The organism is Delftia sp. PE138 (genome assembly GCF_018320755.1).
Classification (GTDB): Bacteria; Pseudomonadota; Gammaproteobacteria; order Burkholderiales; family Burkholderiaceae_C; genus Comamonas; species Comamonas tsuruhatensis.
Genome location: NZ_JABEPN010000006.1, coordinates 255,561 through 279,138, shown reverse-complemented (window position 1 = coordinate 279,138; position 23,578 = coordinate 255,561). Strand labels below are relative to the sequence as shown.

Genomic DNA, 23,578 nt, shown 5'->3' with positions numbered 1-23,578 from the left:
CAATTGGCGTTATTGCAACGCACAAATCGCGCTAGGTGCGACAATAGCGTCCTCAATGACAAGCTCTTTCTCCAATCTCCAACTGGCCGAGTCCCTGGCGCGCGCCGTGGCCGACATGGGCTACGAGTCCATGACGCCCATCCAGGCGCAGGCCATTCCGGTTGTTCTGACCGGCAAGGATGTCATGGGCGCAGCCCAGACCGGCACGGGCAAGACGGCAGCGTTCTCGCTGCCGTTGCTGCAGCGGCTGATGCGCCACGAAAATGCCTCCGCTTCGCCTGCACGGCACCCCGTGCGGGCGTTGGTGCTTTTGCCCACGCGCGAACTGGCGGACCAGGTGGCTCAGCAGATCGCCCAGTACGCCAAGTACACCAAGCTGCGCAGCACCGTGGTGTTCGGCGGCATGGACATGAAACCGCAGACGCTGGAACTGAAAAAGGGCGTCGAGGTGCTGGTGGCCACGCCGGGCCGGCTGCTTGACCATATCGAAGCCAAGAACGTGGTGCTCAACCAGGTCGAGTACGTGGTGCTCGACGAGGCGGACCGCATGCTGGACATCGGCTTTCTGCCCGACCTGCAGCGCATCCTGTCCCATCTGCCCAAGACACGGACCACCTTGCTGTTCAGCGCCACCTTCTCGCCCGAGATCAAGCGCCTGGCCGGCAGCTACCTGCAAGACCCCGTCACCATCGAAGTGGCCCGTCCCAACGAGACGGCGTCCACGGTGGAGCAGCGCTTCTACAGCGTCAGCGACGACGACAAGCGCTATGCGCTGCGTTCGCTGCTCAAGCAGCGCGAGATCCGCCAGGCCTTCGTCTTTTCCAACAGCAAGCTGGGCTGCGCCCGCCTGACGCGGGCGCTGGAGCGCGACGGTTTGCGTGCAACGGCGCTGCACGGCGACAAGAGCCAGGACGAGCGCCTGAAGGCGCTTGAAGCCTTCAAGCGCGGCGAGGTGGATCTGCTGGTGTGTACCGATGTCGCGGCCCGCGGCCTGGACATCAAGGACGTGCCGGCCGTCTTCAACTACGACGTGCCCTTCAACGCCGAAGACTATGTGCACCGCATCGGCCGCACGGGACGCGCAGGCGCCTCCGGCATTGCCGTGACCCTGGTGACCAACCACGATGCGCGCCTGGTGGGCGAGATCGAGAAGCTCATCAAGAAGAAGATCAACGTCGAAACCTGCCCCATGGAAGATTTCCGCGGCAGCGCACCGCGTGGTCACCGTTTCGACGAGCTGCCGCGCCAAGGCGCTGGCGGCGGTTATGGTCGTGAACGGGATCGCGGCGGCGAGCGTGGCGATCGCGGTGCCGATGCCGCACGGGGCAGCACGGGCTTCGGCCATCGCGGCTCGCGCATGGCCCAGCGCCCGGCGCATTCCGACCCCTTCTTCGACAAGCCCTATGAGCCTTCGGCCAGCGCCGACGCCAACTGGGAAAGCCAGCGCGCTGCGCCCAAGGCCGGCGGCAACATCAAGCCCAAGCGCAAGCTGGCGGCGCTGTTCAAGGCGCCGGTCGCGCCCGCCGCGCCCGTCGCCACCTCCGAGGTCTGAGCGCCGCACACGCGGCCTGCTTCCCGAATAACGCCTGCCTTGCAGGCGTTTTTTCATGGGTGCACGGGCTGCTCCCGATCAGCCTGGGGCCTGGGCCTGCGGGCAATCCACCTGGATCAGCTCCCTGTCCGCCAGATGGTCGCCGAAGCGCATCATGCTCAGGCAGCCACCCCAGACGCAGCCCGTGTCCAGCGCCACCAGATCGGGCCGGTTGATATGGCCCAGCGTGGACCAGTGGCCAAAGGCAATGGGCACGCCCGCCGTGGCGCGGCCCGGCACATCGAACCAGGGCATGAGTCCTGGCGCTGCCTGCTCTGCCGACTCCGTGCTGTCGAAATCCATGACCCCCTGAGCGCTGCAAAAACGCAGCCGGGTCAGCGCGTTGACGATGACACGCAGCCGTTCCCAGCCCTGCAGATCCGGCGACCAGCGATCGGGCTGGTTGCCGTACATGGCTTGCAGGAAATCCGGCAATTGCGCGCTGCGAAGTACCGTGTGCACCTCGCCTGCAAGGTCCATCACTTCCTGGGCGGTCCACTGCGGCAGCACGCCTGCGTGGACCATCAGCAGCTCATCGCCATGCACCGTGCGGTGGCTGCGCGCCAGCGGCTGCTGTCGCAGCCAGTCCAGCAGCTGGTCACGATCGGGCGCTTGCAGCACCTGGGCCAAGGTGTCGCGGCGGCTGTTGCGGCGCACGCCGTGGGCGGCGGCCAGCAGGTGCAGGTCATGGTTGCCCAGCAGGGCGCGCATGGAGTCGCCGGCGGCCATGCAGGTGCGCAGTACCTTGTCCGATGCCGGGCCGCGATTCACCAGGTCGCCGAGGATGTACAAGGTATCGCGGCTGGCGGAGAAATCCACGCGTTGCAGCAGGCGCTCAAAGGCGTCGTGGCATCCCTGGATATCACCGATACAGTAAAGTGCCATGGTCTTCTTTCTGATATACGAACCATGGATTTTCTGCTGATCGCGTTGCTTACGCTGCTCAATGGGGTGTTTGCAATGTCCGAATTGGCACTGGCCTCCAGCCGCAAGGCTCGGTTGGTGGCACTGGCTGAAACAGGCGACAAGGGGGCGGTGGCGGCACTGGCCTTGCTCGACAACCCCACGCAATTTCTTTCTTCGGTGCAGGTGGGCATCACCTCCATCGGCCTGCTCAACGGTATCCTGGGTGAGGCGGCCTTCAGCGACGGACTGGCCGCATGGCTGCTGGGCCTGGGCGTTCCAGAGCGCGCAGCCAGCATTTCGGCAACGGCAGTCGTCGTGACCGTGATCACCTTCGTCACCATCGTTTTCGGCGAGCTGGTGCCCAAGCGCATCGGCCAGCTCTATCCCGAAACCGTGGCCATCGTGGTCTCACGGCCCATGACGTGGGTGGCGTCGGCAGCCAAGCCTTTTGTGCGGCTGCTGGCCTTCTCCACCCGCGCCATGCTGACCTTGCTGCGCATCAATGAATCGGCGGCACGCTCCGTGACCGAGGAGGAGATCGCGGCCAGCCTTGCCGAGGGCCGCGATGCCGGCGTCATCGAGGCCAGCGAACACCAGATGGTGCAGAACGTCTTCCATCTCGATGACCGCTCGCTGACGTCGATCATGGTGCCGCGCGGCGATGTGCAATGGCTGGATGCCGACATGACCGTCACCGAGGCATTGCAGGCCTCGGCCGATGACCACGCAAAGGGCGGCCATTCCTGGTATCCGGTGTGCCGCAATTCCCTTGATGACGTGGTCGGCATCATCAGCGTGGCGCGCCTGCTGGCATTGGGTCCCGATGCGGCGGGCTCCACGCTCTACGAGCATGTGCTGCCGGCCTCGTTCCTGCCCGAGACGCTCAGCGCCATGGAACTGCTGGAGCAATTGCGTGCCCGATCCGGGCGCATGGTGTTCGTGGTGGATGAATATGGCGTGGTGCAGGGCATCATGACGCCGCGCGATTTGCTGGAGGCGATTACCGGCGAGTTACAGCCTGTGACCGAAACGGAAGCATGGGCCATGCAGCGTGGGGATGGCTCCTGGTTATTGGACGGGCTGATGCCCATATCGGAGCTGAAGGCGCGCCTCGATATTCGTGACCTGCCCGATGAGCACCGTGGCCGATACAACACCGTTGCCGGCCTTCTCATGGCGGAAAGCGGTCATTTGCCGGTTCTGGGAGAGCGGATCAGCTGCGCGGGCTGGATCTTCGAGGTGATTGATCTCGATGGCAAACGCATTGACAAGGTGCTTGCCATTTCGGAATTATCCGAAGGGTCCTCGCTGCAATAGGCAACTGCGATATTGTGGATTTTGCTTACATGCGTCTTGCCCTGTAGGGCGATTATGTTTTTATAATGAAAGCTCTTAAACAACTTTCAAGGCGCACACCATGAGCTCTTACAAGGAATTGCTGAAGCAGCGACAGGAACTGGAGCAACAGATCCAGGAAGCGCGCAAGCGTGAACTGTCTGACGCCGTGGGCAAGGTTCGCAATTTGATTGCCGAATATGGCCTGACTGCGGATGACGTCTTTCCTTCGGCTCGTGGTCGCGGCAATGCGGGGGCAACGGGCACCAAGGTGGCGCCCAAGTACCGTGATCCCGCCACTGGCCAGACCTGGACCGGACGCGGCAAGCCGCCGAAGTGGATTCAGAATCAGGACCGCGAAAAGTTCGTCATCTGATTTTTCCATCGCGCATGTTGAAAGAGCCCGCCTTGTGCGGGCTTTTTTCATTGGCACGGCCATTTGTCAAAAATTGACTCGGTTGAGAATGACTATCATGCGCTGTGCAAAGCGTGGGCCTGTGCACGGACATTGCGCGGCGGCGATGCCAGGGGCGATTTCTGGCGGTAACGCAAAATGCACGGTGCCAGTGATGCACCTTGCGGCAGTTTGGAGCATGCGAGGTGGGTGTTTCCGGGTCGCGGCGTCTCAACGCATGGCGGATGCATGCGTGTTTCAGACAAATCCGATGATTTTTTGATTTTCTTCAGTGGTGGCCGACTTGAATATCCAGGCACCAGCCACCATGGGCGAAGGCAGGGGCACAATACGCGCATGAACAAGCAGGTGTTGATTGCCGGCGGCGGCATTGGTGGCCTGGCTGCCGCGATTGGTGCATCGCGGGCGGGCTGGGAAGTGCGTCTTTTCGAACAGGCACGCGTGCTCAGCGAAGTGGGGGCTGGAATCCAGCTGGGGCCGAATGTGGTGCGCCGCCTGCAGGCCTGGGGCCTGCAAAAGCCGCTGCAGCAGGTGGTGGCGCTGCCGGACAGCCTGCGGGTGCGCAGCGCCGCCACAGGGCAGGAACTGGGGCACATGCCTCTGGGCAGCGAGGCCGTGCATCGCTACGGCGCTGCTTACGCCACCATCCACCGGGCCGATCTGCAGCAGCTGCTGCGGGAAGCCGCTCAGACTTATCCGGGCATGCACCTGAACCTGGGCCAGCCCATCGAGAGCTTTTCCGAGACTGACGGCGTGGTCACCGTGCGAACCCAGGCCGGCAAGCTGATCGAAGGCGATGCCCTGGTCGCCGCCGACGGCGTGCGCAGCGTCCTGCGCCAGCAGCTGCTGGGCGACGGCCCGCCTCGTGTCACCGGGCACCTGGCCTACCGCGCCCTGGTGCACCAGGCCCAGTTGCCCAAGCGGCTGCGTGCCACCGATGTCACGGCCTGGCTGGGCTCGCGCATGCATGCCATCCAGTACCCCGTGCGCCGGGGCGAGCTGCAGAACCTGGTGGTCATCGTCCAGGGCCCGGCGCCCGAGGACCTGGCGAACTGGGACCACGCGGGCAATCTCGATGATCTGGTGCGGGTGCTGCAGGGCAGTTGCCCGCATCTGCTGGACCTGATCCAGCATGTGCCTGCCGCTGGCGGTGACTGGCGGCTGTGGCCGGTGGGCGATCGCCCGCCCGTGCAATCGGCCGCGCAGATGGCGCGCGGCGTGGTGGCCTTGCTGGGCGATGCCGCCCACCCCATGCGACCCTATCTGGCCCAGGGCGCCGGCATGGCGATTGAAGATGCAGCGGAGCTGCAGCGCGCCCTGTCCATGCATGACCTGGATGTGAACATGCGCCTGCGCCGCTACGCGCTCAATCGCTGGCAGCGCAATGCGCGCGTGCAGGCGCGCTCGCAGCGCAATGGCCGCATCTTCCATGCCACGGGTCCGGTGCGCTGGGGGCGTGACCTGTCGCTGCGCCTGCTGGGCTCCCGGCTGATGGATCTGCCCTGGCTGTACCGTGGCGATGGCTCGGCCGCCAACGCCTTGTAGAGGCACAGACTCCGGCCGCTAGGCGGATGCCTGGCGCAGCAGCGGCGAGGAGGGCAGGAAACGGAACGCGGTTGACGCGCCCACCAGCGTGGCCGCAATCGAGATCATCACGGCCTTGTAGGGCTCCACGCCCCAGGCCTCGGCCCAGGCCGCCACCCAGCCCGTGAACCATTGCACCAGGGCCACGCCCAGGAACATGGCCATGGTGAACAGCGACAGCGCGCGGCCGGTCATCTCGGGCGGGTAGGAGGCGCGCACATCGGCGTACTGCAGCACCGAATAGCCGGACAGCAGGCCCATGGCGAAGATCAGCGCCACATTGGTCCAGCCATGGTGCAAAAAGGCCATGAGCATGAACAGGCTGCCCATGAGCAGCGAGTAATTGGTGAGCCAGCGCCGGCGCCGCCCTGGGCCGGGATCCATGCGCCCGAAAATCGCGGGGCTGAACAGCGAGATCATCGATACGACCAGCGCCACATTGCCGCTTTCCACCAGCGAAAAGCCATAGCGATGGATGAGCAGCGGCCCCAGCCACAGGCCGCGCAGCGCCAGAAACGATGCATAGCAGGCCATGGCCAGCAGGACGATACCCAGGGTGTGCGGCAGCGTGAACAGCTCGGCCATGCGGCGTGCCGCCACGCCCCAGCTTTCCCGTGCGGCGGTCTGTGCTCCGCGGCGGACGGGCTCGTGCACGCGCCACCAGATCAGCAGCCACGACAGGGCCGACATCACGGCCAGCAGCGCAAAGCCCGAGCGCCAGCCGAAATGCTGGACCAGCCAGGCCAGCGGCGTGCCTGTGAACAGCAGCCCCAAGCCGCCCACGCCCATGCCCACGCCCGACAGAAAGGCGAAGCGGTCCATGGGAAAGTGGCGCGAGATGAACATGGTGCAGGCCAGGAAGGCCGGCGAGCAGCCCACGCCGATCAGCAACTGGCCCACCATCAGCCAGCCGTAATTGGGTGCGGCGGCAGACAGGGCCGATCCCGCGATCGCCAGCGGAAACGACAGCAGCACCGTGCGCCGCAGGCCGTAGAGGTCCATGCCGATGCCCATCAGCAGCTGGGCCACGCCGAAGGACAGTCCGAACAGGCCCGCAAAGGCCCCCAGCGACTGGGCCGTAAGCCCGAAATCCTGCTGCAGGCCGGTCGCCATGACCGAGGTCGTGGTGCGAAAGGCCTGGCTCAGCGCAAAGGCCGAGAGCAGGGCCAGCAGCATGGCCCACAGCAGCTGGCTGCGTGGCGGCGGTGCTGCGGTGGAGGTCTGCGAAGCCTCTGTGTGTGTGTTGTTGTGTGGGGGCTGTTGCGGCGCTGCGGACACGGTATTTCTCCTGGCGCCGCAGCTTACCCGTTTGCGCGCATGCGCGCTGTCGCCACCGCAGCGGTCTGCCGTCGGTGGCGCCCGCCAGTTCTTACAGCTCGGTGCGCAGCGCCCAGATTTCGGGGAACAGCACCACGTCCAGCATCTTGCGCAGGTAGCTGACGCCGCCGGTGCCGCCCGTGCCGCGCTTGAAGCCGATGACGCGCTCCACCGTGGTCAGATGGCGGAAGCGCCAAAGTCGGAAGGCGTCCTCGATGTCGGCCAGCTTTTCGCCGAGCTGGTACAGGTCCCAGTGCTGGTGGGGATCGCGGTAGACCGTGATCCAGGCCTGCTTGACGCCTTCGCTGGCCTCGTAGGGCTGGGTCCAGTCTCGCTCCAGCCGGTCGGCGGGCACCTCGATGCCCTCGCGCGCCAGCAGTTGCAGGGACACGTCGTAGAGCGAGGGCGAGCGCCATGCCGCCTCCACCTGGGCCAGCAGATCGGGCCGGTGGGCATGGGGCTGGAGCATGGCGGCATTCTTGTTGCCCAGGGAGAACTCGATGCAGCGGTACTGGTAGCTCTGGAAGCCGCTGGAGTTGGCCAGGTAGGGACGCATGGCCGTGTACTCGGGCGGCGTCATGGTGGACAGCACGGTCCAGGCGCTGACCAGTTGCTCCATGATGCGGCTGACGCGGGCCAGCATCTTGAAGGCGTCGGCGCGCGTGCCGCCTGCGATGGCGGCCGTGGCGGCGCGGACCTCATGCAGCATCAGCTTCATCCACAGCTCGCTGGTCTGGTGCTGGATGATGAACAGCATCTCGTCATGCGCGGGCGACAGCGGGTGCTGTGCCGTGAGGATCTGGTCCAGGTGCAGGTAGTCGCCATAGCTCATGGACTGGCTGAAGTCCAGCTGGGCGCGCTCCTCTTTGACGATGGATTCGGTGCGGCCGGAGCTGTTCATGGGACAGCCGGAGTGTTCGGTGGTCATGTGGGAGTCTCGCAAGTCTCGATGCGGAAAATGCAGGGCGCAGCGTAACCGAATCCCGCGCAGCAATCCTGCGGCTTGCAAGAAGCGGGATGCGCGCCCGCGCCGGGCTGCGTAGAGTAGGGCATCCGATGACCCTGAAAGACATGCCGTGTCCCACCAAGCCATGAATCAAGCCAGCGATGCCCCTGCCAACCCCGCTGCCCTGGTGGCCCGATGCTGCCGCTGGCTGGAGACCGAGGAGCCGCCCCCCGCCCTGGGCGCGCTGGCAGAACGCTCGGGGCTGAGCCCCTGGCAGCTGCACCGATTGTTCAAGCAGGCCACGGGCCTCACGCCCAAGGCCTATGCCAAGGCGCACCGCGCGCGTGCGCTGCGCCAGGCGCTGCAGCCAGGCCAGAGCGACTCGGTCACCGATGCCGCCTACCTCAGCGGCTATGCGGCCAGCAGCAGTTTCTACCGCGACGCAGGCGCCATGCTGGGCATGGCGCCCGGTGACTACCGGCGCGGCGGCATGCGCCAGACCATCCGCTTTGCGGTGGCCGAATGCACGCTGGGCAGCATCCTGGTGGCCAGCACCGATCGCGGCGTGTGCTGCGTGCTGCTGGGCGACGATGCCGAGGCCCTGGTCCAGGACCTGCAGCAGCGCTTTCCGCTGGCCGAACTGGTGGGCGGCGATGCCGGATTCGAGCACACCGTGGCCCAGGTCGTGGCCCTGGTCGAGCAGCCGCGCCGGGGCCTGGCACTGCCGCTGGATGTGCAGGGCACGGCCTTCCAGCAACGCGTATGGCAGGCGCTGTGCGCCATTCCCGCCGGGCAGACGCTGAGCTATTCGGAACTGGCCCTGCGCCTGGGCATGCCCACGGGTGCCCGGGCCGTGGCCAGCGCCGTCGCGGCCAACCCCATTGCCGTGGCCGTGCCCTGCCACCGCGTGGTGCGCAACGACGGCAGCATCTCCGGCTACCGCTGGGGCGTGGAGCGCAAGCGCGCCTTGCTGCTGCGCGAGGCGCGCCAGGCGCAGGAGGCGTCTGGCAAGGACGCTGGGCACGCACCGCTGCGCCAGGCAGGAAGCGCATGAGCGGGCAGGGGCAGGGGCGAGGGCGTGGCACCGGCCAGACCTATCAGGCGCAGCAGCAACTGACGCTGCCGGCCGGCTACCGCATGACCGAGTTCTGGGGCTTTCACCGGCGCGATGCCCAGCGCCTGTCCGAATGCGATCTGCAGGATGGCGGCACCATCCGCATGCACAAGGGCCTGATGTGGAAAGGCCTTCCCACGCTGCTCACCCTGGAGCTGAGGCAGCATTGCGAAGAGGCGGCCGTGGTGCAGGCCCGATGGCGCCTGCCCGCCGGTGCAGGCGCCATCGCCGGCATGGACGATGTGCTGGCCGCCATGCTGCGGCGCATGTTCGGACTGTCCCAGGATGTGGGGGAGTTCGAGCGCCGCTTTGGCCGCCATGAGCGGCTGGGACCGCTGCTGGCGCGCCAGCCTGGCCTTCATGTGCCCGCGGCCTGCACGCCCTGGGAGGCGCTGAGCTGGGCCGTCACCGGGCAGCAGATCAGCGTGGCGGCAGCCGTGTCGCTGCGCCGCCGCCTGATCGCTGCAGCCGGCCAGCCGGTGGCGCTGCACGATGGCCATGCCGACGCGCCGCAGCAGCTGTGGTGCATGCCGGAGGCCGCGCAGGTGGCGCAGCTGAGCGAGGACGACCTGCGCGCAGCCGGCTTTTCGCGGGGCAAGACGCACACGCTGCGCCTGCTGGCGCAGGCCGTGCAGTCGGGTGAATTGCCGCTGGACGACTGGGCGGCCTTGCCTGAACTGCCGGTGGCCGAGATCCGCGAGCGGCTGCTGGCTCTCAAGGGGATAGGCCCGTGGACCGTGAACTACATGCTGCTGCGCGGCTATGGCCACCTGGACGGCCCGCTGCACGGCGATGTGGCCGTGCGCCGCGCCCTGGCGCGGCTGCTGGAGACGGAATCCGTGGACGCCGCGCAGACCGAGTTGTGGCTGCGGGACTTCGCGCCCTGGCGCGCCCTGGTCGCGGCCCATCTCTGGGCCTCGCTGTCGTCCACGGCGTTCTGAAGGGCTGGCTCCAGGCTTCAGGTCACCGCATTGACGCGGTTGAACTCCGGCTTGCGCCATTCGCCCGATTCCAGCACCTGGCGCAGGTGCTCCACGGCATGCCAGACATCTTCGAATCCCACGTACAGCGGCGTGAAGCCGAAGCGCAGGATGTCCTTGTGCAGGCCCGTGCCGTCGCCCTTGCGGAAGTCGCCGATCACGCCGCGCGCGATCAGCGCCTGCACGATGGCATAGGCGCCGCTGTCCTTGCCGTCCACGCCCAGCCCCTCCTCGCGCGTGAGGCAGACCTGGGAGCCGCGCCGGCCGTGCTCGCGCGGCGTGGCCAGGCCCAGGCCGTGGCCCTGGCAGCGTTCCTCGACCAGGGCGATGAACAGGTCGGTCAGCGCCAGCGACTTGTTGCGCAGCGCGTCCATGCCGCCCAGCGGCTCCACGGCCGTGAACACATCCAGGCCGCACTGCAGCACGCTCAGGCTGACCATGGGCTGGGTGCCGCACAGGTAGCGCTGTATGCCCTGGGCCGGGTGGTAGTCCGGCACAAACTTGAAAGGCTCGGCATGGCCGAACCAGCCCGACAGCGGCTGCCAGAAGCGGTTGATCAGGCGTGGATGGGCCCAGACAAAGGCCGGCGCACCGGGGCCGCCGTTGAGGTACTTGTAGCTGCAGCCGATGGCGAAGTCGGCATTCGCGCCCTTGAGATCGACAGGCACGGCGCCCGCGCTGTGGCACAGGTCCCAGACGCAGAGAATGCCCTTGCCCTGCGCGGCAGCCGTCACGGCAGCCATGTCGTGCATGGCACCCGTGCGGTAGTTCACATGGGTGAGCATGCAGATGGCGACCTCGTCGGTCAGCGCATCGGCAATCTCCTCGGGTTCGAGCAGCACCAGCTCCAGGCCGTATTCCTGGCAGACCGACTGGGCGATGTAGAGGTCGGTGGGGAAGTTGCTGCGCTCGCTGATCAGGCGCTTGCGCTGCGGAGCGTCCTCGCGCGCGATGCGGGCCGCAGCCGTCAGCACCTTGTAGAGGTTGATGGAGGCCGTGTCGGTGAACACCAGCTCGCCCGCGCCCACGCCCAGCCAGGGGGCGAACTGGTCGCCCAGGCGCTGGGGCAGGCTGATCCATCCGGCATCGTTCCACGAGCGGATCAGGCCCTGGGCCCATTCCTGCTGCACCACCTCGGCCACGCGCGCGGCGGCGGCGCGGGGGCTGGCGCCCAGCGAATTGCCGTCAAGGTAGATCACGCCTTCGGGCAGCGTGAATTGGTCGCGCAGGGCGCGCAGCGGGTCTTGCGCATCGAGGGTGAAGCAGTCTTGCAGGCTCGTCACGGGGTCTCCTTGGGTATGGAAAAGGCGAAAGGCGAAAGGTGCGGCCCGGGAATCAGGCCAGGGCACGCAGCACGGCGCGCACGGGCGAGGCATCGGCCTCGACCAGCTTGAGCGGCAGGGCGATGAGCTCGTAGTCGCCCTCGGCCACCTCGTCCAGCACCAGGTTCTCCAGCACGCGCAGGCCGCGCCGGCGGATCACCTGGTGGCTGTCCAGGCTCTTGCTGCTGGCCGGGTCGATGCTGGCCGTGTCTATGCCGATGAGCTTCACGCCCAGGTCGGCCAGACGCTCGACCGTGGCCGGTGCATAGGCTGCCAGTTCCTGGTCCCAGGTGGCGGGGGCGCGCTCGTAGGTGCGCACCAGCACGCGGGCCGGAAGATGCTCCACGGCGTGGGCGATGTGCTCCCATTCGACCAGCGGTCCCTTGCCGATGGCGTGGATCACGCGGCAGGGGCCGAGGAAGGCGTCGAGATCCACGTTGCCGATGGATGCCCCGTCGGCGTCATAGTGCAGCGGTGCATCGGCATGCGCTCCCACATGGGGCGACAGCGTGATGGCGCTGACATTGACCGGGCAGCCCGGCCCGATGGTGGCGCACCATTGCTGGCTGTAGGCCGTGTCGCCGGGAAAGACGGGGCTGGCGGCCTGCACGGCCGGGGAGATGTCCCAGAGTCTGCGGGTCATGGTTTCACTCCTTCGGGGCGGTTCGGGCGGCCTGTGCGCGCGGCCGGTACCACAGCGCATACACCAGGGCCAGCAGGCCCAGGAAGGGCAGGCCCGTGAGCAGCGTCATGTGGAAGACCTCGGTGAAATAGGTGGTGACGATCACGCCCAGCATCAGCGCGGCGCCGGCCAGTGTGAACAGCGGATAGCCCCACATGCGGAACTGCAGGCGCTGGCCCGGATGCTCGCGCGACCAGCGCGCGCGGAAAAACAGATGGGTCACGAAGATCATGAACCAGGTGAACATGGCGCCGAACATGGACACGGACATCATCCACAGCAGCGAGCCTTCGGGCTTCCACAGGTTCACGGCCACGGCCACGGCAATGCCCAGGCAGGAGATGGCAATCGCCGCCACGGGCACGCCGCGGCTGTTCAGCCGCCCGAACACCGAGGGCGCATAGCCGCCGCGCGACAGGCTGAACATCATGCGCGAGGTCACATACAGCTGGCTGTTCATGGCCGACAGCGCGGCCACCAGCACCACGAAGTTGATGATGCTGGCAGCGCCCGGGATACCGATGATCTCCATCACCTTCACGAAGGGGCTCTTGTCCGTGCCGGCCTGCTGCCAGGGCACGATGGCCAGCATCAGCGCCAGCGTCAGCAGGTAGAAGATCACCAGGCGCGCCATGGTGGTGCGAAAGGCCCGGGTGATGGCGCGCTTGGGGTCCTCGGCCTCGCCGGCCGCCACGGCCACGGCCTCCAGGCTCAGGTAGCTGAAGATGGCGATGATCACGGCCACCCAGGTGCCCCACAGGCCCTTGGGGAAGAAGCCGCCATCGGCCGTGTAGTTGAAAAAGCCGATGCCCTGGGGCTGCGAGCCGAACACCACCCAGGCGCCGATCAGGATGAAGGCCACGATGGCGATGATCTTGACCATGGAAAAGCCGTACTCCACCTGGCCGAAGGCCTTGACGCTGCTGGCGTTGACGGCCACCAGCGCGCCCGAGAACACCACCACCCAGATCCAGCGCGGCACGTCGGGGAACCAGTAGCCCATGTAGATGCCTATGGCCGTCACCTCCATGCCCACGGCCAGCACCACGGCGGCCCAGTAGGCATAGCGGACCATGAAGCCGGCCATCGGGCTGATGTAGTGCTCGGCATAGGCGCCGAACGAGCCCGAGGTCGGATGGGCCACCGTCATCTCGGCCAGGCAGCCCATGAGCAGCAGCGAGATCAGCGCGCCGATGGCGTAGCTGACCAGCACGCTGGGGCCGGCGAATCCGATGGCGAAGGCGCTGCCCATGAAAAGGCCGGTGCCGATGGCGCCTCCGATGGCGATCATCACCATCTGGGCGGCGGACAGCTGCTGGCGCAGGCCGGTTTCTCGTTGCTGAATGTCTTGGAAGGCGGCCATGGTGCGCGGCGGTTGGGGGCTGAAAGCGGAAGGCGTAAGTATCTGCGCTTTCACCGCCGGCCCCGGGCTGGCCGCTGCAAAACCATGGGAGGGTCCGGCTCAGGCTCCGCGTGCGTAGCAGCCCGGCGTCAGCGCATGGTGGGCCTTGAAGGCGCGCTGCAGGTGGGCCTGGTCGGCAAAGCCCATGGCATAGGCCGCATCGGACAGCGCCGCCCCCGTGGCCAGCAGGCGGCGCGCGCCGTTGATGCGCAGGTTCAGGCGGTAGCTGCCGGGCGTCATGCCCGTGGCCGCCTTAAAGCGGCGGATGAAGCGCGTGGCGCTCATGCCGCATTCCTGGGCCAGGGACTGCACGGTCAGGCCTGCATCGGGTCCTGCATGCAGGCGCTGCAGCGCGGGGGCCAGGGCCGCCGCATCGCCGGGCAGGGGCAAGGCTGCGGGCTGGGCACAGCGGTCCAGCAGGTGCTCCAGGCCCAGGGCCAGGCGGTCGGCGGCGGCCGCGCCATCGACGGGGCGGCACAGGCCATCCACCAGGCGGGCGATGTCCGCATCCGTGAGCGTGCGCCGGGGAAAGCGCAGCGCGGCCACGCCCAGCCGCGCGTGCAGCCAGTCGGCATCGACAAACAGCATGCGGTAGGACCATGGCGCGCCGGGGTCGGGATTGCAGGCATGCCAGGCGCCGGGCTCGATCAGCACCACGCCGCCCGCCTCCACGGGCTGCGGGCCGTGGGCATGGTGGAACACGGTGCGGCCCGCGTCCACGATGCCGATCGAGTACTCGGCATGCATGTGCAGCCGAAAGCAATGCGGGGAGCGCGCACTGTCGCGCAGCTCGGCCCAGGGGGCGGCCGGATGGCGGTGGAATCGGTGGGGAGAGGCTGAAGTCATGGCGGCCAGCCATCATGCCAGCATGGCCGCCACGCTGGCGACCAGCAGCAGGGCCAGCAGGCGGTGGAACAGGCGCTGGCGGCGTTCGGTGCGCAGCCAGCCCGAAAGCAGCTGCCCCAGCAGCGCCCAGCTGCCGACCCCCACCAGGCAGGCCAGCAGCGAGATGGCGCAAAACTGCAGCAGCGCCCACGGCGCATTCGCATGGGGCAGCACGAACAGGCCCACGCCGGCCAGCGCCACCAGCCAGGCCTTGGGGTTGAGCGTCTGCACGGCCGTGCCCTGCAACAGTGCTTGCAGCAGGGCCTGCAGCGTGCGCTGCGATCCGCCGTTTTGCTGCCTCCCGGCCTGGCCCACAGGCGCATTGGCCAGCCGCCAGGCCAGCCACAGCAGATAGGCGGCGCACAGCCACTGTGCGGCCGTGGACAGCTGCGGCAGCGTCTGCAGCAGCCACTGTGCTCCCTGGCCCATGACCCAGACCACGGCCGCATAGCTGGCGCTTGCGCCCAGCACATAGGCGGCAGAGACCAGGCGCGAGCGGGCTGCGCCGTGGCGCAGGGCCAGCACATTGACGGGGCCGGGCGTGATGGCGCCCACGAGGGTGAAGACGCCCATGGCGAGCAGCGAGGAGGACATGAGATTTCGCGCGGACGCAGGACTGCACAAGGCACGCAGTCTCGTCCCGCACGCCGGCCCTGTATTGAACGCAATTGCGGGGCGCCGGCATGTCCGTCACAGCCTCTAGGGGAGCATGGCGTAGGCCACGATCTCCAGCTTCATGCCCGGCACCACCAGCGCCGAAATCCCCATGCTGGAGCGGTTGGGATAGGGCGCCTCGAAGAACTCGCGGTACACGGCGTCGATGGCCGGCATGTCGGCCACGTCGGTCATGTAGATCAGCACCTGGGTCACATGCGCCAGCGTGCCGCCTGCGGCCTGCAGCGCGTTGCGCAGGTTGGTGAAGGTCAGGCGCGCCTGCTGTTCGATGGGGCCGGTGTCGATGCTGCCGTCGGGCCGCACGGGGCCGTGGGCCGTGAACAGCATCTGGCCGCTGGCCTTGACGGCCCAGGAGAAGGGCTGCTTGAGCGGCGGCAGTCCCACGTCGATGATTTGCTTCATGGTGTCTTGGTTCTTGGTGGTTGTTGTCAGGCGGAAGGCCTTACAGCGCGGTTCTCACGGACCAGATTTCGGGGAACAGCACCACGTCCAGCATCTTGCGCAGATAGCTGACGCCGCCGGTGCCGCCCGTGCCGCGCTTGAAGCCGATGACGCGCTCCACCGTGGTCACATGGCGAAAGCGCCACAGGCGGAAGGCGTCCTCGATGTCGGCGAGCTTTTCGCCGAGCTGGTACAGGTCCCAGTGCGACTGCGGGTCGCGGTAGACCTGCGCCCAGGCGGCCTCGACCTCGGGGCTGGCCGTGTAGGGCTGGGTCCAGTCGCGTTCCAGGTGCCCGGCCGGAATGGCCAGCCCCTGGCGCGCCAGCAGGCGCAAGGCCTCGTCATAGAGCGAGGGCGCTCGCCATGCGGCCTCCACCCGCGCCAGCAGGTCCGGGCGGTGGGCATGGGGCTGGAGCATGGCGGCATTCTTGTTGCCCAGCGCGAACTCGATGCAGCGGTACTGGTAGCTCTGGAACCCGCTGGAGCTGGCGAGATACGGGCGCATGGCCGTGTACTCGGTAGGCGTCATGGTGGCCAGCACGGACCAGGCGCCGACCAGCTGCTCCATGATGCGGCTCACGCGGGCCAGCATCTTGAAGGCGTCGGCATGGCGGTCGTCCGCCACAGCGGCCGTGGCCGCGCCCAGCTCGTGCAGCATCAGCTTCATCCACAGCTCGCTGGTCTGGTGCTGGATGATGAACAGCAACTCGTCATGCGTGGGCGACAGCAGTTGCTGTGCGCCCAGGATGGCGTCCAGCTGCAGGTAGTCGCCATAGCTCATGGACTGGCTGAAATCCAGCTGCGCCCTTTCCTCGGCGACGATGCGCTCGGTCAGGCCGCCATGGACGGGGCAGCCGCTCATTGCGGCGACTCCAGCACCGTGGCAATGGCGTCGGCCACGTACTGCACGTTGGCGCCGGACAGGCCCGACATGCACATGCGGCCCGAGCGGATCAGGTACACGCCGTGCTCGTCGCGCAGGCGGTGGACCTGGGGCTCGGTGATGCCTGTGTAGCTGAACATGCCGCGCTGGGTCAGCAGGAAGCCGAAGTCGCGCCGCTCGCCAAAGCGTTCATGCAGCGCGCCGTGCAGCTGGGCGCGCATGTCCTTGATGCGGCCGCGCATCTGCGCCAGCTCCTGCGCCCATTGGGCGCTCAGTTCGGGCGACGCCAGCACCTGCTGCACCAGGCGCGCGCCACGGGTGGGTGGCGAGGAATAGTTGCTGCGCACCGTGGCCTTGAGCTGGCCCAGCACATTGCCGGCCGTGGACGTGTCGTTGCAGACCACGCTGAGGCCGCCCACGCGTTCGCCATACAGCGAGAAGTTCTTGGAAAACGAATTGGCCACGAAGGCCTGGGCGCCCGCGTCGGCCAGGGCGCGCACGGACCAGGCGTCTTCATCGAGCCCATCGCCAAAGCCCTGGTAGGCCATGTCCACAAAGGGGATCAGGCCGCGCTCCACGATCACCGGGATCAGTTGCTGCCACTGCTCGCGCGACAGGTCCACGCCCGTGGGGTTGTGGCAGCTGGCATGCAGCAGCACCACGCTGCCCGAGGGCAGTTCGCGCAGCGTCTGCAGCATGGCGTCGAAGCGCAGGCTGCCCGTGGCCGCGTCGTAGTAGGGATAGCTGTGGGTGCGCAGTCCCGCGCCCTGGAAGATGGCCAGGTGGTTGTCCCAGGTGGGATCGCTGAGCCAGACCTCGGCGCCGGGGAAATAGTGCTGGATGAAGTCCGCGCCCAGCTTGAGCGCGCCCGAGCCGCCCAGGGTCTGCACGGTGGCGATGCGCTGACTGCGCACGGCCTCATGACCGGCGCCGAACACCAGGTCCTGCACCAGCTGGCGGTAGGGAGCAATGCCTTCGATGGGCAGGTAGCCGCTGGGGCTTTGCTCGCGGGCCAGGGCATCGCCGGCCTGGCGCACGCAGTCCAGCACGGGCAGGCGGCCGGCCTCGTCGAAATACAGGCCGATGCTCAGGCTGACCTTGTCGGTGCGCGGGTCCTGCTGAAAGGCTTCCATCAGCGACAGGATGGGATCACCGGGGTAGGGAGGGACGTGGCTGAACATCGAGGCGCGGGCGGTATCGAGGGGGGCAAGAGTCGTCATGTGTCTAAGGCAGAGAGAGAAACGGGAGGCCGGATGTCACCGGGCGGGAACCTGGGCTTGGGTGGATGTTGGGGTCTGGGTTGGGGTTGGGGTCTGAGGGGAGGGCTGGCCGGCCGGCCGGCGATACCAGATGGCGTAGACGGCGGCCAGCAGCAGCAAAAAGGGCAGGCCCGTGAGCACGGTCAGGCGGAATACGTCGGTGAACAGCGTGGACACCAGGGCGGCCAGCATCAGCGCCGCGCCCAGCAGCGTCAGCACCGGAAAGCCCCACATGCGAAAGGCCAGCGGCCGGTTGCCCTGGCGCACCCAGTGGATGCGGAAGAACAGGTGGGTCACGAAAATCATGAACCACGTGAACATGGCGCCGAACATGGCCACGGCCATCATCAGCATGAAGGACTGCTCGGGATTGATGATGTTGAACAGCGTGGCCACGGCAATGCCCAGGCAGGACAGCAGCAGCGCCGGCAGCGGCACGCCGCGCGAGTTCACGCGGCCCAGCACGGCGGGCGCATGGCCGGCGCGCGAGAGGCTGAACATCATGCGGGTGGTGATGTACAGCTGGCTGTTCATGGCCGACAGGGCAGCCACCAGCACCACGAAATTGACCACGCTGGCCGCGCCGGGCAGGCCGATGATCTCCATCACCTTGACGAAGGGGCTGCCCTCCTTGCCGGCGGCCGACCACGGCACGATGGCCAGCATCAGCGCGATCGTGGCCAGGTAGAACACCACCAGGCGCACCATGGTGGAGCGGAAGGCGCTGGTGACGGCGCGCTGCGGGTCCTTGGCCTCGCCGGCGGCCACCGCGATCATCTCGATGCTCAGGTAGCTGAAGATGGCGATGATCACGCCCACCCAGGTTCCCCACAGGCCGTTGGGGAAGAAGCCGCCGTTGTTGACGTAGTTGGCAAAGCCCACGCCGTCCGGACGGGCGCCGAACACCACCCAGGCGCCGACCACGATAAAGGCCGCGATGGCGATGATCTTGATCATGGAGAAGCTGTACTCCACGGCGCCGAAGGCCTTGACGCTCATCATGTTCACGCCGATGAGCGCGCCCGAGAAGATCACCACCCAGGCCCAGCGCGGCACCTCGGGGAACCAGTAGCCCATGTACAGGCCCACGGCCGTCACCTCGGTGCCCACGGCCAGCACCACGCAGGCCCAGTAGGCATAGCGGACCATGAAGCCGGCCATCGGGCTGATGTAGTGCTCGGCATAGGCGCCGAACGAGCCCGAGGTCGGGTGGGCCACCGTCATCTCGGCCAGGCAGCCCATGAGCAGCAGCGAGATCACTGCGCCGATGGCATAGCTGATCAGCACGCTGGGCCCGGCAAAGCCGATGGCAAAGCCGCTGCCCAGGAACAGGCCGGTGCCGACGGCACCGCCGATGGCGATCATGGTCATCTGTCCGGCGGACAGCTGCTGTTTGAGTCCGGCTTCGCGCTGGACGATGTCTTCGAAGGCTGGCATGGGTTGTTGTCTCCGTTGCTGTGGGGGGCTTCGGAGGCGGATGCTATGGACGGCCTTCGCGGGGCGTTTAGTAGTTATCCCTAAATCGACTTGATCTTGGATAAGTTATTCTGTGAAACATGAATTCATAGGTGGTTTATGCCAATCGACATCGACAGAACGGACCGGCTGCTGATCCGCGCCCTGCAGGACAACGCGCGGCTGACCTCGGGTGAGCTGGCGCAGCGTGTGCATTTGTCGCAGTCACCGTCATGGCGGCGCATCAAGCGGCTGGAGGACGAGGGCGTGATCACCGGCTACCACGCCGCGCTGAGCCGGCGCGCCATAGGTTTTGGCGTGCTGGCCTTCGTGATGGTGGGTATAGACCACCAGAACGAGGAGTCCTCGCGCCATTTCCAGGAAGCGGTCTGCGCCATTCCCGAGGTCGTGATGTTCCATGGCATCTCGGGGCCGGAGGACTTCCTGCTGGTCGTCGTGGCGCGCGATCTCGACGCCTATTCCGATCTGCTGCTCAGCCGCCTGCACCGGCTGCCCGGCGTGCGCCAGGTGCACACGCATTTCTCGCTGCAGGAATTCAAGGGACAGCTGGCGGGGCTGCCGGTGGAATGACGGCTGGTGGCGCCTGGCAGGCTGCTAGAGCAGGCCGCTGTCCAGCGCCTGCATGCCATGGCGCACGCGCACGCGGTTGCAGGCATCGCTGCCGGCGGCGAACTCGCGGCAGGGCGAGGGGCGCCATTCATAGATGCCGCAATGGGCCTTCTCGCCCACCTTGCCGACCAGGGCCGCGCAGCGGGGACGCGCCCAGTCGGTTCCGCGCATGCGGCAGGTGTGGTCGGTGACTTCCTCGGCCAGCCCGGCTGGCACGCGGCCGCCCTGCGCCTGCGACTCGTGCACGGAAAAGTCCACGCGAAACGATGCGCAGCAGGCGCCGCAGCTCAGGCAGGGATGGGTCATGGCGTGGGGAGGGGAGTGCGCAAAGGCCGTGTCGGCGTCGGCCGCCATTGTGCCGCGCGCCGCCCGCCTGGGCCCGCCAGGGGGCAAAGCCGGGAACGCAAAACCCTGTCCCGCACTCCGATACCATGCGCGGTCCCGCCGCCCGGGTTCGATCAAAATCAAAATGAGAATAAAAATCAATTGATACAACACGCCATGCATTCGATGAACCCCGCGACGGACGCTGCGGCTCCGTCCACGCTGTCCGCGCCTCCCATGTCCTCCTCTGCTGCCGTTGCCGCCGTTGCTGCCACCACGGCCATCACCCTTGATGCCCTGCCCCGCCAGGTATCGGCGCGCGTGGTCGAGCTCCATGCCGCACGCGATGCCAGCGAGCAGGAACTGCTGCTGCGGCTCATGGAGATCGGCTTTCTGCCCGGCGAGCCCGTGCGCATCCTGGCCGCGGGCTTTCCGGGCGACGACCCGCTGGCCGTGCGCGTGGGCCAGACCACGTTCGCTTTGCGCCGCCATGAGGCGGCCCTGGTGCGCGTGGCGCCGGAGGCGGTGGCATGAGCGCGTCGTCCTCTCCCAAACTCATCCAGCCGCTGCAGCCTGCCCAGGGCGGCGGCGGCAGCGGTGATTCCGCACTGCGCCTGGCCTTGCTGGGCAACCCCAACTGCGGCAAGACGGCGCTGTTCAACCTGCTGACCGGCGCACGCCAGAAGGTGGCCAACTACGCGGGCGTGACCGTTGAGCGCAAGGAAGGCTGGCTGAGCACGGCCAGCGGCCGGCGCGTGCGCGTGCTGGACCTGCCGGGCACCTACAGCCTGCACGCCCACAGCGAGGACGAACGCATCACGCGCGACATCGTCTCGGGCCGCCATGCGCGCGAGGCGCCGCCCGAACTGCTGGTCTGCGTCACCGACGCCACCCATCTGCGCCTGAACCTGCGCCTGGTGCTGGAGGCCCAGCGCCTGGGCCTGCCCATGCTGCTGGTGCTCAACATGAGCGACATGGCCAGGCGCCAGGGCATCGATATCGACCGCGAGGCGCTGTCACGCGCCCTGGGCATGCCCGTGCTGTCCACGGTGGGCGTGCGCCAGGACGGCGCGCGCGAACTGCTGCAATGGCTGGACGGCCCCGAAGCCCGCGCCCTGGCGGCGCCGCAGCTGCAGGCCCCGGCCCGCCCGGGCGATGCGCGCGAGCAGGTGCTGGCCCTGCACCAGCAGGTGGCCCGCATCATGGCCGACTGCGTCAAGGAGCCCGTGGCGGATACCCGGCGCGACGACCGCATCGACGCCGTGGTGCTGCACCCGCTGTGGGGCATGCTGCTGCTGGCGGCCACGCTGTTCCTGATGTTCCAGGCCGTGTTCAGCTGGGCGCAGCCGCTGATGGATGGCATCGAGGGCGGCGTTTCGGCCGTCTCGGCTCTGGTCAACGAGCACATGCCCGAAGGCGCGCTGCGCAGCCTGCTGGCCGATGGCGTGATCGCCGGCACGGGCGCCGTGCTGGTCTTCCTGCCGCAGATCCTGATCCTGTTCCTGTTCATCCTTGCACTCGAGGATTCGGGCTACCTGCCGCGTGCCGCCTTTTTGCTGGACCGCATCATGGGCAAGGTCGGCCTGTCGGGCCGCTCCTTCATTCCGCTGCTGTCCAGCTTCGCCTGCGCCGTGCCCGGCATCATGGCCACGCGCTCCATCACCAGCTGGCGCGACCGCCTGGTGACCATCATGATCGCGCCGCTGATGACCTGCTCGGCGCGCCTGCCGGTCTATGCGCTGCTGATCAGCGCCTTCATTCCCGAGCGCACGGTGGGCGGCATCTTCAACCTGCAGGGCCTGGTGCTGTTCGCGCTGTACGTGGCCGGCATCGCCAGCGCCATGGCCGTGGCCGGCGTGGCCAAGCTGGTGGGCCGCAGCGCCGGCCCCACGCCGCTGCTGATGGAGCTGCCCTCCTACCGCTGGCCCAGCCCGCGCAGCCTGGCCCTGGGCCTGTACGAGCGCGCCATGATCTTCCTGCGCCGCGTCGGCGGCTTCATCCTGACCGTGAGCATCGTGCTGTGGTTCCTGGCCAGCTACCCGGCGCCGCCCGATGGCGTCACCGAAGCGGCCATCCGCTACAGCTTTGCAGGCCGCATCGGCGGCTGGCTGGAGGTGGTGCTGGCGCCGATCGGCTTCAACTGGCAGATCGCCATCGCCCTGGTGCCCGGCATGGCCGCGCGCGAAGTGGCCGTCAGTGCCATGGGCACGGTCTATGCACTGTCCGCTGCCAGCGACGAGGCCATGGCCGAGCAGCTGGGGCCGCTGATCGCCCATACCTGGTCCCTGGCCACGGCGCTGTCGCTGCTGGCCTGGTTCGTGTTCGCGCCCCAGTGCATTTCCACGCTGGCGGCCGTGCGGCGCGAGACCAATGGCTGGCGCTATCCGCTGCTGATGACGGGCTACCTGTTCGCGCTGGCCTACCTGGCCAGCTTCATCACCTACCGCGTGGCCCTCGCGCTGGGCGCGGGCTGAGGAGGGCCTTGAGCATGTGGCAAAACATCATCGTGGGCGTGATCGTGGTGGTGGCGGCCGTGTCCCTGGTCTGGCGCTACCTGCCGGCAAGTTGGCGGCTGAAGGCCGGTCAGCTGCATCCGTCGCTGGCGCCCAAGGACGGGGGGGGCTGTGGCGGCTGCAGCGCCTGCGGCGGAGACAGCTGTGCACCGGACAGGCGCCAGCCATAGCGCCAGATCGGTCGCCAGGCCGGTCGCCAGGCCGGTCGCCGGGCCGCCGGCCGGTTGCACGCTCAGGCAGCGGCCAGCCAGATGCGGGTGCCGTCATCCAGCGCAGGCAGGCCATGCGCCAGGCGCGCAGCGTTGCAGCGGTCCGTGCCCATCTCGAATTCCCGGCAGGTCGATGAGCGCTGCTCGTAGATGCTGCATGCCACCTGTTCGCCGCAGCGGCCCGTGAGGGCCGTGCAGCGCACGGGGCGGCGCTCGGTGCCGTTCATGCGCCAGCGGTTGCCGTGGACCTCATGGGCCAGTTCATCGGGAACGGTGCCGCCCATGGAGCGCAGCTCGTAGACGGAAAATTCGACACGGAAGTGTTCGCAGCAGACGCCGCAGTTCAGGCAGGGATGCAGGGCTTCGGACATGGAAGTTCTTCTTCGGGAGACAGCAGGGCACGCACAGGCTTGCCGCGCCCGGTGCCCGGGGCGGCGCATAAGGCTGGGAAGAGGGGGTGCGGCCCTAGGTATGGCCCTGGAGGAACTTCAGATAGAAGGTGTGGATGCGCACGAACAGCGCACGCACCCGGGCCGCGAAATGCCGGCGCGGCCCGAAGAACGAGGGCACGCGCGTATGGCGTGCAATGTGCGGATGGCGCAATGCGCAGCCGCCCAACGGAAACACCGCCTGGGGGCGCTTGGCCTGCAGGCGGTGTCTGGAGTGTTCGTGGCTCAGGTGCATGGGTGTGAGGGAATGCGCCTGGGCCA

25 protein-coding genes are annotated in these 23,578 nt (G+C 67.5%); 10 read left to right on the top strand and 15 right to left on the bottom strand.

Going from position 1 to position 23,578, the window contains the following annotated elements; translation table 11 throughout:
- Positions 1-55: 55 nt before the first annotated feature.
- Positions 56-1,552: a DEAD/DEAH box helicase gene (locus HFGMBDPB_RS21155; protein WP_016452606.1), complete on the top strand. Its 1,497-nt coding sequence runs from the start codon at positions 56-58 to the stop codon at positions 1,550-1,552.
- Between the two features lie 78 nt (positions 1,553-1,630).
- On the opposite strand, the gene HFGMBDPB_RS21150 is transcribed toward HFGMBDPB_RS21155, so the two are convergent.
- Complete coding sequence (locus HFGMBDPB_RS21150) at positions 1,631-2,476, bottom strand: symmetrical bis(5'-nucleosyl)-tetraphosphatase (RefSeq protein WP_016449006.1); 846 nt, start codon at positions 2,474-2,476, stop codon at positions 1,631-1,633.
- Positions 2,477-2,500: 24 nt separating this feature from the next.
- Here HFGMBDPB_RS21150 and HFGMBDPB_RS21145 point away from each other — a divergent pair, with 24 nt between their 5' ends.
- The 3 genes from HFGMBDPB_RS21145 (at position 2,501) to HFGMBDPB_RS21135 (ending at position 5,792) form a co-directional block, all read left to right on the top strand.
- Positions 2,501-3,814: a hemolysin family protein gene (locus tag HFGMBDPB_RS21145; RefSeq protein ID WP_016449005.1), complete on the top strand. Its 1,314-nt coding sequence runs from the start codon at positions 2,501-2,503 to the stop codon at positions 3,812-3,814.
- Between the two features lie 100 nt (positions 3,815-3,914).
- Positions 3,915-4,208, top strand: coding sequence for an H-NS histone family protein (locus tag HFGMBDPB_RS21140; protein ID WP_016449004.1), 294 nt, complete (start codon positions 3,915-3,917; stop codon positions 4,206-4,208).
- 375 nt (positions 4,209-4,583) lie between these two features.
- Complete coding sequence (locus HFGMBDPB_RS21135; protein ID WP_016452603.1) at positions 4,584-5,792, top strand: FAD-dependent monooxygenase; 1,209 nt, start codon at positions 4,584-4,586, stop codon at positions 5,790-5,792.
- Between the two features lie 18 nt (positions 5,793-5,810).
- On the opposite strand, the gene HFGMBDPB_RS21130 is transcribed toward HFGMBDPB_RS21135, so the two are convergent.
- Both HFGMBDPB_RS21130 and kynA (HFGMBDPB_RS21125) read right to left on the bottom strand, forming a co-directional pair.
- Positions 5,811-7,109 carry an MFS transporter gene (locus tag HFGMBDPB_RS21130; protein ID WP_126312427.1) on the bottom strand — a complete coding sequence of 433 codons (1,299 nt, stop codon included), beginning with the start codon at positions 7,107-7,109 and terminating at the stop codon, positions 5,811-5,813.
- 91 nt (positions 7,110-7,200) lie between these two features.
- Entirely contained in the window at positions 7,201-8,076 is an 876-nt protein-coding gene (gene kynA / locus HFGMBDPB_RS21125) for a tryptophan 2,3-dioxygenase (protein ID WP_212646168.1), read from the bottom strand.
- A 163-nt stretch (positions 8,077-8,239) separates the two neighbouring features.
- On the opposite strand from kynA (HFGMBDPB_RS21125), the gene ada reads away from it, so the two are divergent.
- The gene (ada, locus tag HFGMBDPB_RS21120) at positions 8,240-9,148 is read left to right on the top strand and encodes a bifunctional DNA-binding transcriptional regulator/O6-methylguanine-DNA methyltransferase Ada (RefSeq protein ID WP_016449000.1); all 909 of its coding nucleotides are present in this window, start codon (positions 8,240-8,242) and stop codon (positions 9,146-9,148) included.
- Positions 9,145-10,149, top strand: a complete 1,005-nt coding sequence (locus HFGMBDPB_RS21115; RefSeq protein WP_212646167.1) for a DNA-3-methyladenine glycosylase family protein — start codon at positions 9,145-9,147, stop codon at positions 10,147-10,149. The genes ada and HFGMBDPB_RS21115 overlap by 4 nt, the downstream gene beginning before the upstream one ends.
- Positions 10,150-10,166: 17 nt before the next feature.
- On the opposite strand, the gene kynU is transcribed toward HFGMBDPB_RS21115, so the two are convergent.
- The 9 genes from kynU to HFGMBDPB_RS21070 form a co-directional block, all read right to left on the bottom strand.
- Entirely contained in the window at positions 10,167-11,471 is a 1,305-nt protein-coding gene (kynU, locus tag HFGMBDPB_RS21110; RefSeq protein WP_133073988.1) for a kynureninase, read from the bottom strand.
- Between the two features lie 52 nt (positions 11,472-11,523).
- Complete coding sequence (gene kynB, locus HFGMBDPB_RS21105; RefSeq protein WP_203399830.1) at positions 11,524-12,153, bottom strand: arylformamidase; 630 nt, start codon at positions 12,151-12,153, stop codon at positions 11,524-11,526.
- A 4-nt stretch (positions 12,154-12,157) separates the two neighbouring features.
- On the bottom strand, positions 12,158-13,555 hold the full coding sequence (locus tag HFGMBDPB_RS21100; RefSeq protein ID WP_016448996.1) for an amino acid permease: 1,398 nt from the start codon (positions 13,553-13,555) through the stop codon (positions 12,158-12,160).
- Positions 13,556-13,654: 99 nt separating this feature from the next.
- Positions 13,655-14,440 (bottom strand): helix-turn-helix domain-containing protein, encoded by a 786-nt coding sequence (locus tag HFGMBDPB_RS21095; RefSeq protein WP_016448995.1) that lies wholly within the window; start codon positions 14,438-14,440, stop codon positions 13,655-13,657.
- A 12-nt stretch (positions 14,441-14,452) separates the two neighbouring features.
- Positions 14,453-15,073, bottom strand: a complete 621-nt coding sequence (locus HFGMBDPB_RS21090; protein WP_192366967.1) for a LysE family translocator — start codon at positions 15,071-15,073, stop codon at positions 14,453-14,455.
- A 105-nt stretch (positions 15,074-15,178) separates the two neighbouring features.
- Positions 15,179-15,556 carry a RidA family protein gene (locus HFGMBDPB_RS21085; protein ID WP_013803668.1) on the bottom strand — a complete coding sequence of 126 codons (378 nt, stop codon included), beginning with the start codon at positions 15,554-15,556 and terminating at the stop codon, positions 15,179-15,181.
- A 40-nt stretch (positions 15,557-15,596) separates the two neighbouring features.
- Complete coding sequence (gene kynA, locus HFGMBDPB_RS21080) at positions 15,597-16,457, bottom strand: tryptophan 2,3-dioxygenase (protein WP_212646166.1); 861 nt, start codon at positions 16,455-16,457, stop codon at positions 15,597-15,599.
- A complete protein-coding gene (locus HFGMBDPB_RS21075) occupies positions 16,454-17,659 on the bottom strand; it encodes an amino acid aminotransferase (protein WP_212646196.1) in 1,206 nt (401 codons plus the stop codon). Before HFGMBDPB_RS21075 ends, kynA (HFGMBDPB_RS21080) begins: the two co-directional genes overlap by 4 nt.
- A 75-nt stretch (positions 17,660-17,734) precedes the next feature.
- Positions 17,735-19,174 (bottom strand): amino acid permease, encoded by a 1,440-nt coding sequence (locus tag HFGMBDPB_RS21070; protein WP_212646165.1) that lies wholly within the window; start codon positions 19,172-19,174, stop codon positions 17,735-17,737.
- Between the two features lie 138 nt (positions 19,175-19,312).
- Here HFGMBDPB_RS21070 and HFGMBDPB_RS21065 point away from each other — a divergent pair, with 138 nt between their 5' ends.
- Positions 19,313-19,783 (top strand): Lrp/AsnC family transcriptional regulator, encoded by a 471-nt coding sequence (locus HFGMBDPB_RS21065; RefSeq protein ID WP_016448991.1) that lies wholly within the window; start codon positions 19,313-19,315, stop codon positions 19,781-19,783.
- 24 nt (positions 19,784-19,807) lie between these two features.
- Here the strand turns inward: HFGMBDPB_RS21065 and HFGMBDPB_RS21060 are convergent, their stop codons facing one another.
- Positions 19,808-20,128, bottom strand: coding sequence for a YkgJ family cysteine cluster protein (locus tag HFGMBDPB_RS21060; RefSeq protein ID WP_026062772.1), 321 nt, complete (start codon positions 20,126-20,128; stop codon positions 19,808-19,810).
- A gap of 195 nt (positions 20,129-20,323) precedes the next feature.
- Between HFGMBDPB_RS21060 and HFGMBDPB_RS21055 the strand changes: the two genes are divergently transcribed.
- From HFGMBDPB_RS21055 to HFGMBDPB_RS21045, 3 genes are read left to right on the top strand one after another with little or no spacing between them, the layout of a single operon-like run.
- Positions 20,324-20,680, top strand: coding sequence for a FeoA family protein (locus HFGMBDPB_RS21055; RefSeq protein WP_016448989.1), 357 nt, complete (start codon positions 20,324-20,326; stop codon positions 20,678-20,680).
- Positions 20,677-22,620: a ferrous iron transporter B gene (feoB, locus tag HFGMBDPB_RS21050; protein WP_212646164.1), complete on the top strand. Its 1,944-nt coding sequence runs from the start codon at positions 20,677-20,679 to the stop codon at positions 22,618-22,620. The genes HFGMBDPB_RS21055 and feoB overlap by 4 nt, the downstream gene beginning before the upstream one ends.
- Before the next feature lie 14 nt (positions 22,621-22,634).
- Positions 22,635-22,829 carry a hypothetical protein gene (locus tag HFGMBDPB_RS21045; RefSeq protein ID WP_034365348.1) on the top strand — a complete coding sequence of 65 codons (195 nt, stop codon included), beginning with the start codon at positions 22,635-22,637 and terminating at the stop codon, positions 22,827-22,829.
- A 62-nt stretch (positions 22,830-22,891) separates the two neighbouring features.
- Here HFGMBDPB_RS21045 and HFGMBDPB_RS21040 read toward each other — a convergent pair whose 3' ends face one another.
- Positions 22,892-23,239, bottom strand: coding sequence for a YkgJ family cysteine cluster protein (locus tag HFGMBDPB_RS21040; protein ID WP_034365357.1), 348 nt, complete (start codon positions 23,237-23,239; stop codon positions 22,892-22,894).
- A gap of 94 nt (positions 23,240-23,333) precedes the next feature.
- Positions 23,334-23,552, bottom strand: a complete 219-nt coding sequence (locus HFGMBDPB_RS21035; RefSeq protein WP_016448985.1) for a hypothetical protein — start codon at positions 23,550-23,552, stop codon at positions 23,334-23,336.
- Between the last annotated feature and the right edge of the window lie 26 nt (positions 23,553-23,578).

Coding starts and splice junctions, on each gene's coding strand:
- kynB (WP_203399830.1), bottom strand. CDS start 12,153: ATGACCCGCAGACTCTGGGACATCTCCCCGGCCGTGCAGGCCGCCAGC.
- HFGMBDPB_RS21145 (WP_016449005.1), top strand. CDS start 2,501: ATGGATTTTCTGCTGATCGCGTTGCTTACGCTGCTCAATGGGGTGTTT.
- ada (WP_016449000.1), top strand. CDS start 8,240: ATGAATCAAGCCAGCGATGCCCCTGCCAACCCCGCTGCCCTGGTGGCC.
- HFGMBDPB_RS21045 (WP_034365348.1), top strand. CDS start 22,635: ATGTGGCAAAACATCATCGTGGGCGTGATCGTGGTGGTGGCGGCCGTG.
- HFGMBDPB_RS21095 (WP_016448995.1), bottom strand. CDS start 14,440: ATGACTTCAGCCTCTCCCCACCGATTCCACCGCCATCCGGCCGCCCCC.
- feoB (WP_212646164.1), top strand. CDS start 20,677: ATGAGCGCGTCGTCCTCTCCCAAACTCATCCAGCCGCTGCAGCCTGCC.
- HFGMBDPB_RS21085 (WP_013803668.1), bottom strand. CDS start 15,556: ATGAAGCAAATCATCGACGTGGGACTGCCGCCGCTCAAGCAGCCCTTC.
- HFGMBDPB_RS21075 (WP_212646196.1), bottom strand. CDS start 17,659: ATGTTCAGCCACGTCCCTCCCTACCCCGGTGATCCCATCCTGTCGCTG.
- HFGMBDPB_RS21115 (WP_212646167.1), top strand. CDS start 9,145: ATGAGCGGGCAGGGGCAGGGGCGAGGGCGTGGCACCGGCCAGACCTAT.
- kynA (WP_212646168.1), bottom strand. CDS start 8,076: ATGACCACCGAACACTCCGGCTGTCCCATGAACAGCTCCGGCCGCACC.
- HFGMBDPB_RS21040 (WP_034365357.1), bottom strand. CDS start 23,239: ATGTCCGAAGCCCTGCATCCCTGCCTGAACTGCGGCGTCTGCTGCGAA.
- HFGMBDPB_RS21155 (WP_016452606.1), top strand. CDS start 56: ATGACAAGCTCTTTCTCCAATCTCCAACTGGCCGAGTCCCTGGCGCGC.
- HFGMBDPB_RS21065 (WP_016448991.1), top strand. CDS start 19,313: ATGCCAATCGACATCGACAGAACGGACCGGCTGCTGATCCGCGCCCTG.
- HFGMBDPB_RS21150 (WP_016449006.1), bottom strand. CDS start 2,476: ATGGCACTTTACTGTATCGGTGATATCCAGGGATGCCACGACGCCTTT.
- HFGMBDPB_RS21070 (WP_212646165.1), bottom strand. CDS start 19,174: ATGCCAGCCTTCGAAGACATCGTCCAGCGCGAAGCCGGACTCAAACAG.
- HFGMBDPB_RS21055 (WP_016448989.1), top strand. CDS start 20,324: ATGCATTCGATGAACCCCGCGACGGACGCTGCGGCTCCGTCCACGCTG.
- HFGMBDPB_RS21035 (WP_016448985.1), bottom strand. CDS start 23,552: ATGCACCTGAGCCACGAACACTCCAGACACCGCCTGCAGGCCAAGCGC.
- HFGMBDPB_RS21060 (WP_026062772.1), bottom strand. CDS start 20,128: ATGACCCATCCCTGCCTGAGCTGCGGCGCCTGCTGCGCATCGTTTCGC.
- kynA (WP_212646166.1), bottom strand. CDS start 16,457: ATGAGCGGCTGCCCCGTCCATGGCGGCCTGACCGAGCGCATCGTCGCC.
- HFGMBDPB_RS21090 (WP_192366967.1), bottom strand. CDS start 15,073: ATGTCCTCCTCGCTGCTCGCCATGGGCGTCTTCACCCTCGTGGGCGCC.
- HFGMBDPB_RS21135 (WP_016452603.1), top strand. CDS start 4,584: ATGAACAAGCAGGTGTTGATTGCCGGCGGCGGCATTGGTGGCCTGGCT.
- HFGMBDPB_RS21100 (WP_016448996.1), bottom strand. CDS start 13,555: ATGGCCGCCTTCCAAGACATTCAGCAACGAGAAACCGGCCTGCGCCAG.
- HFGMBDPB_RS21140 (WP_016449004.1), top strand. CDS start 3,915: ATGAGCTCTTACAAGGAATTGCTGAAGCAGCGACAGGAACTGGAGCAA.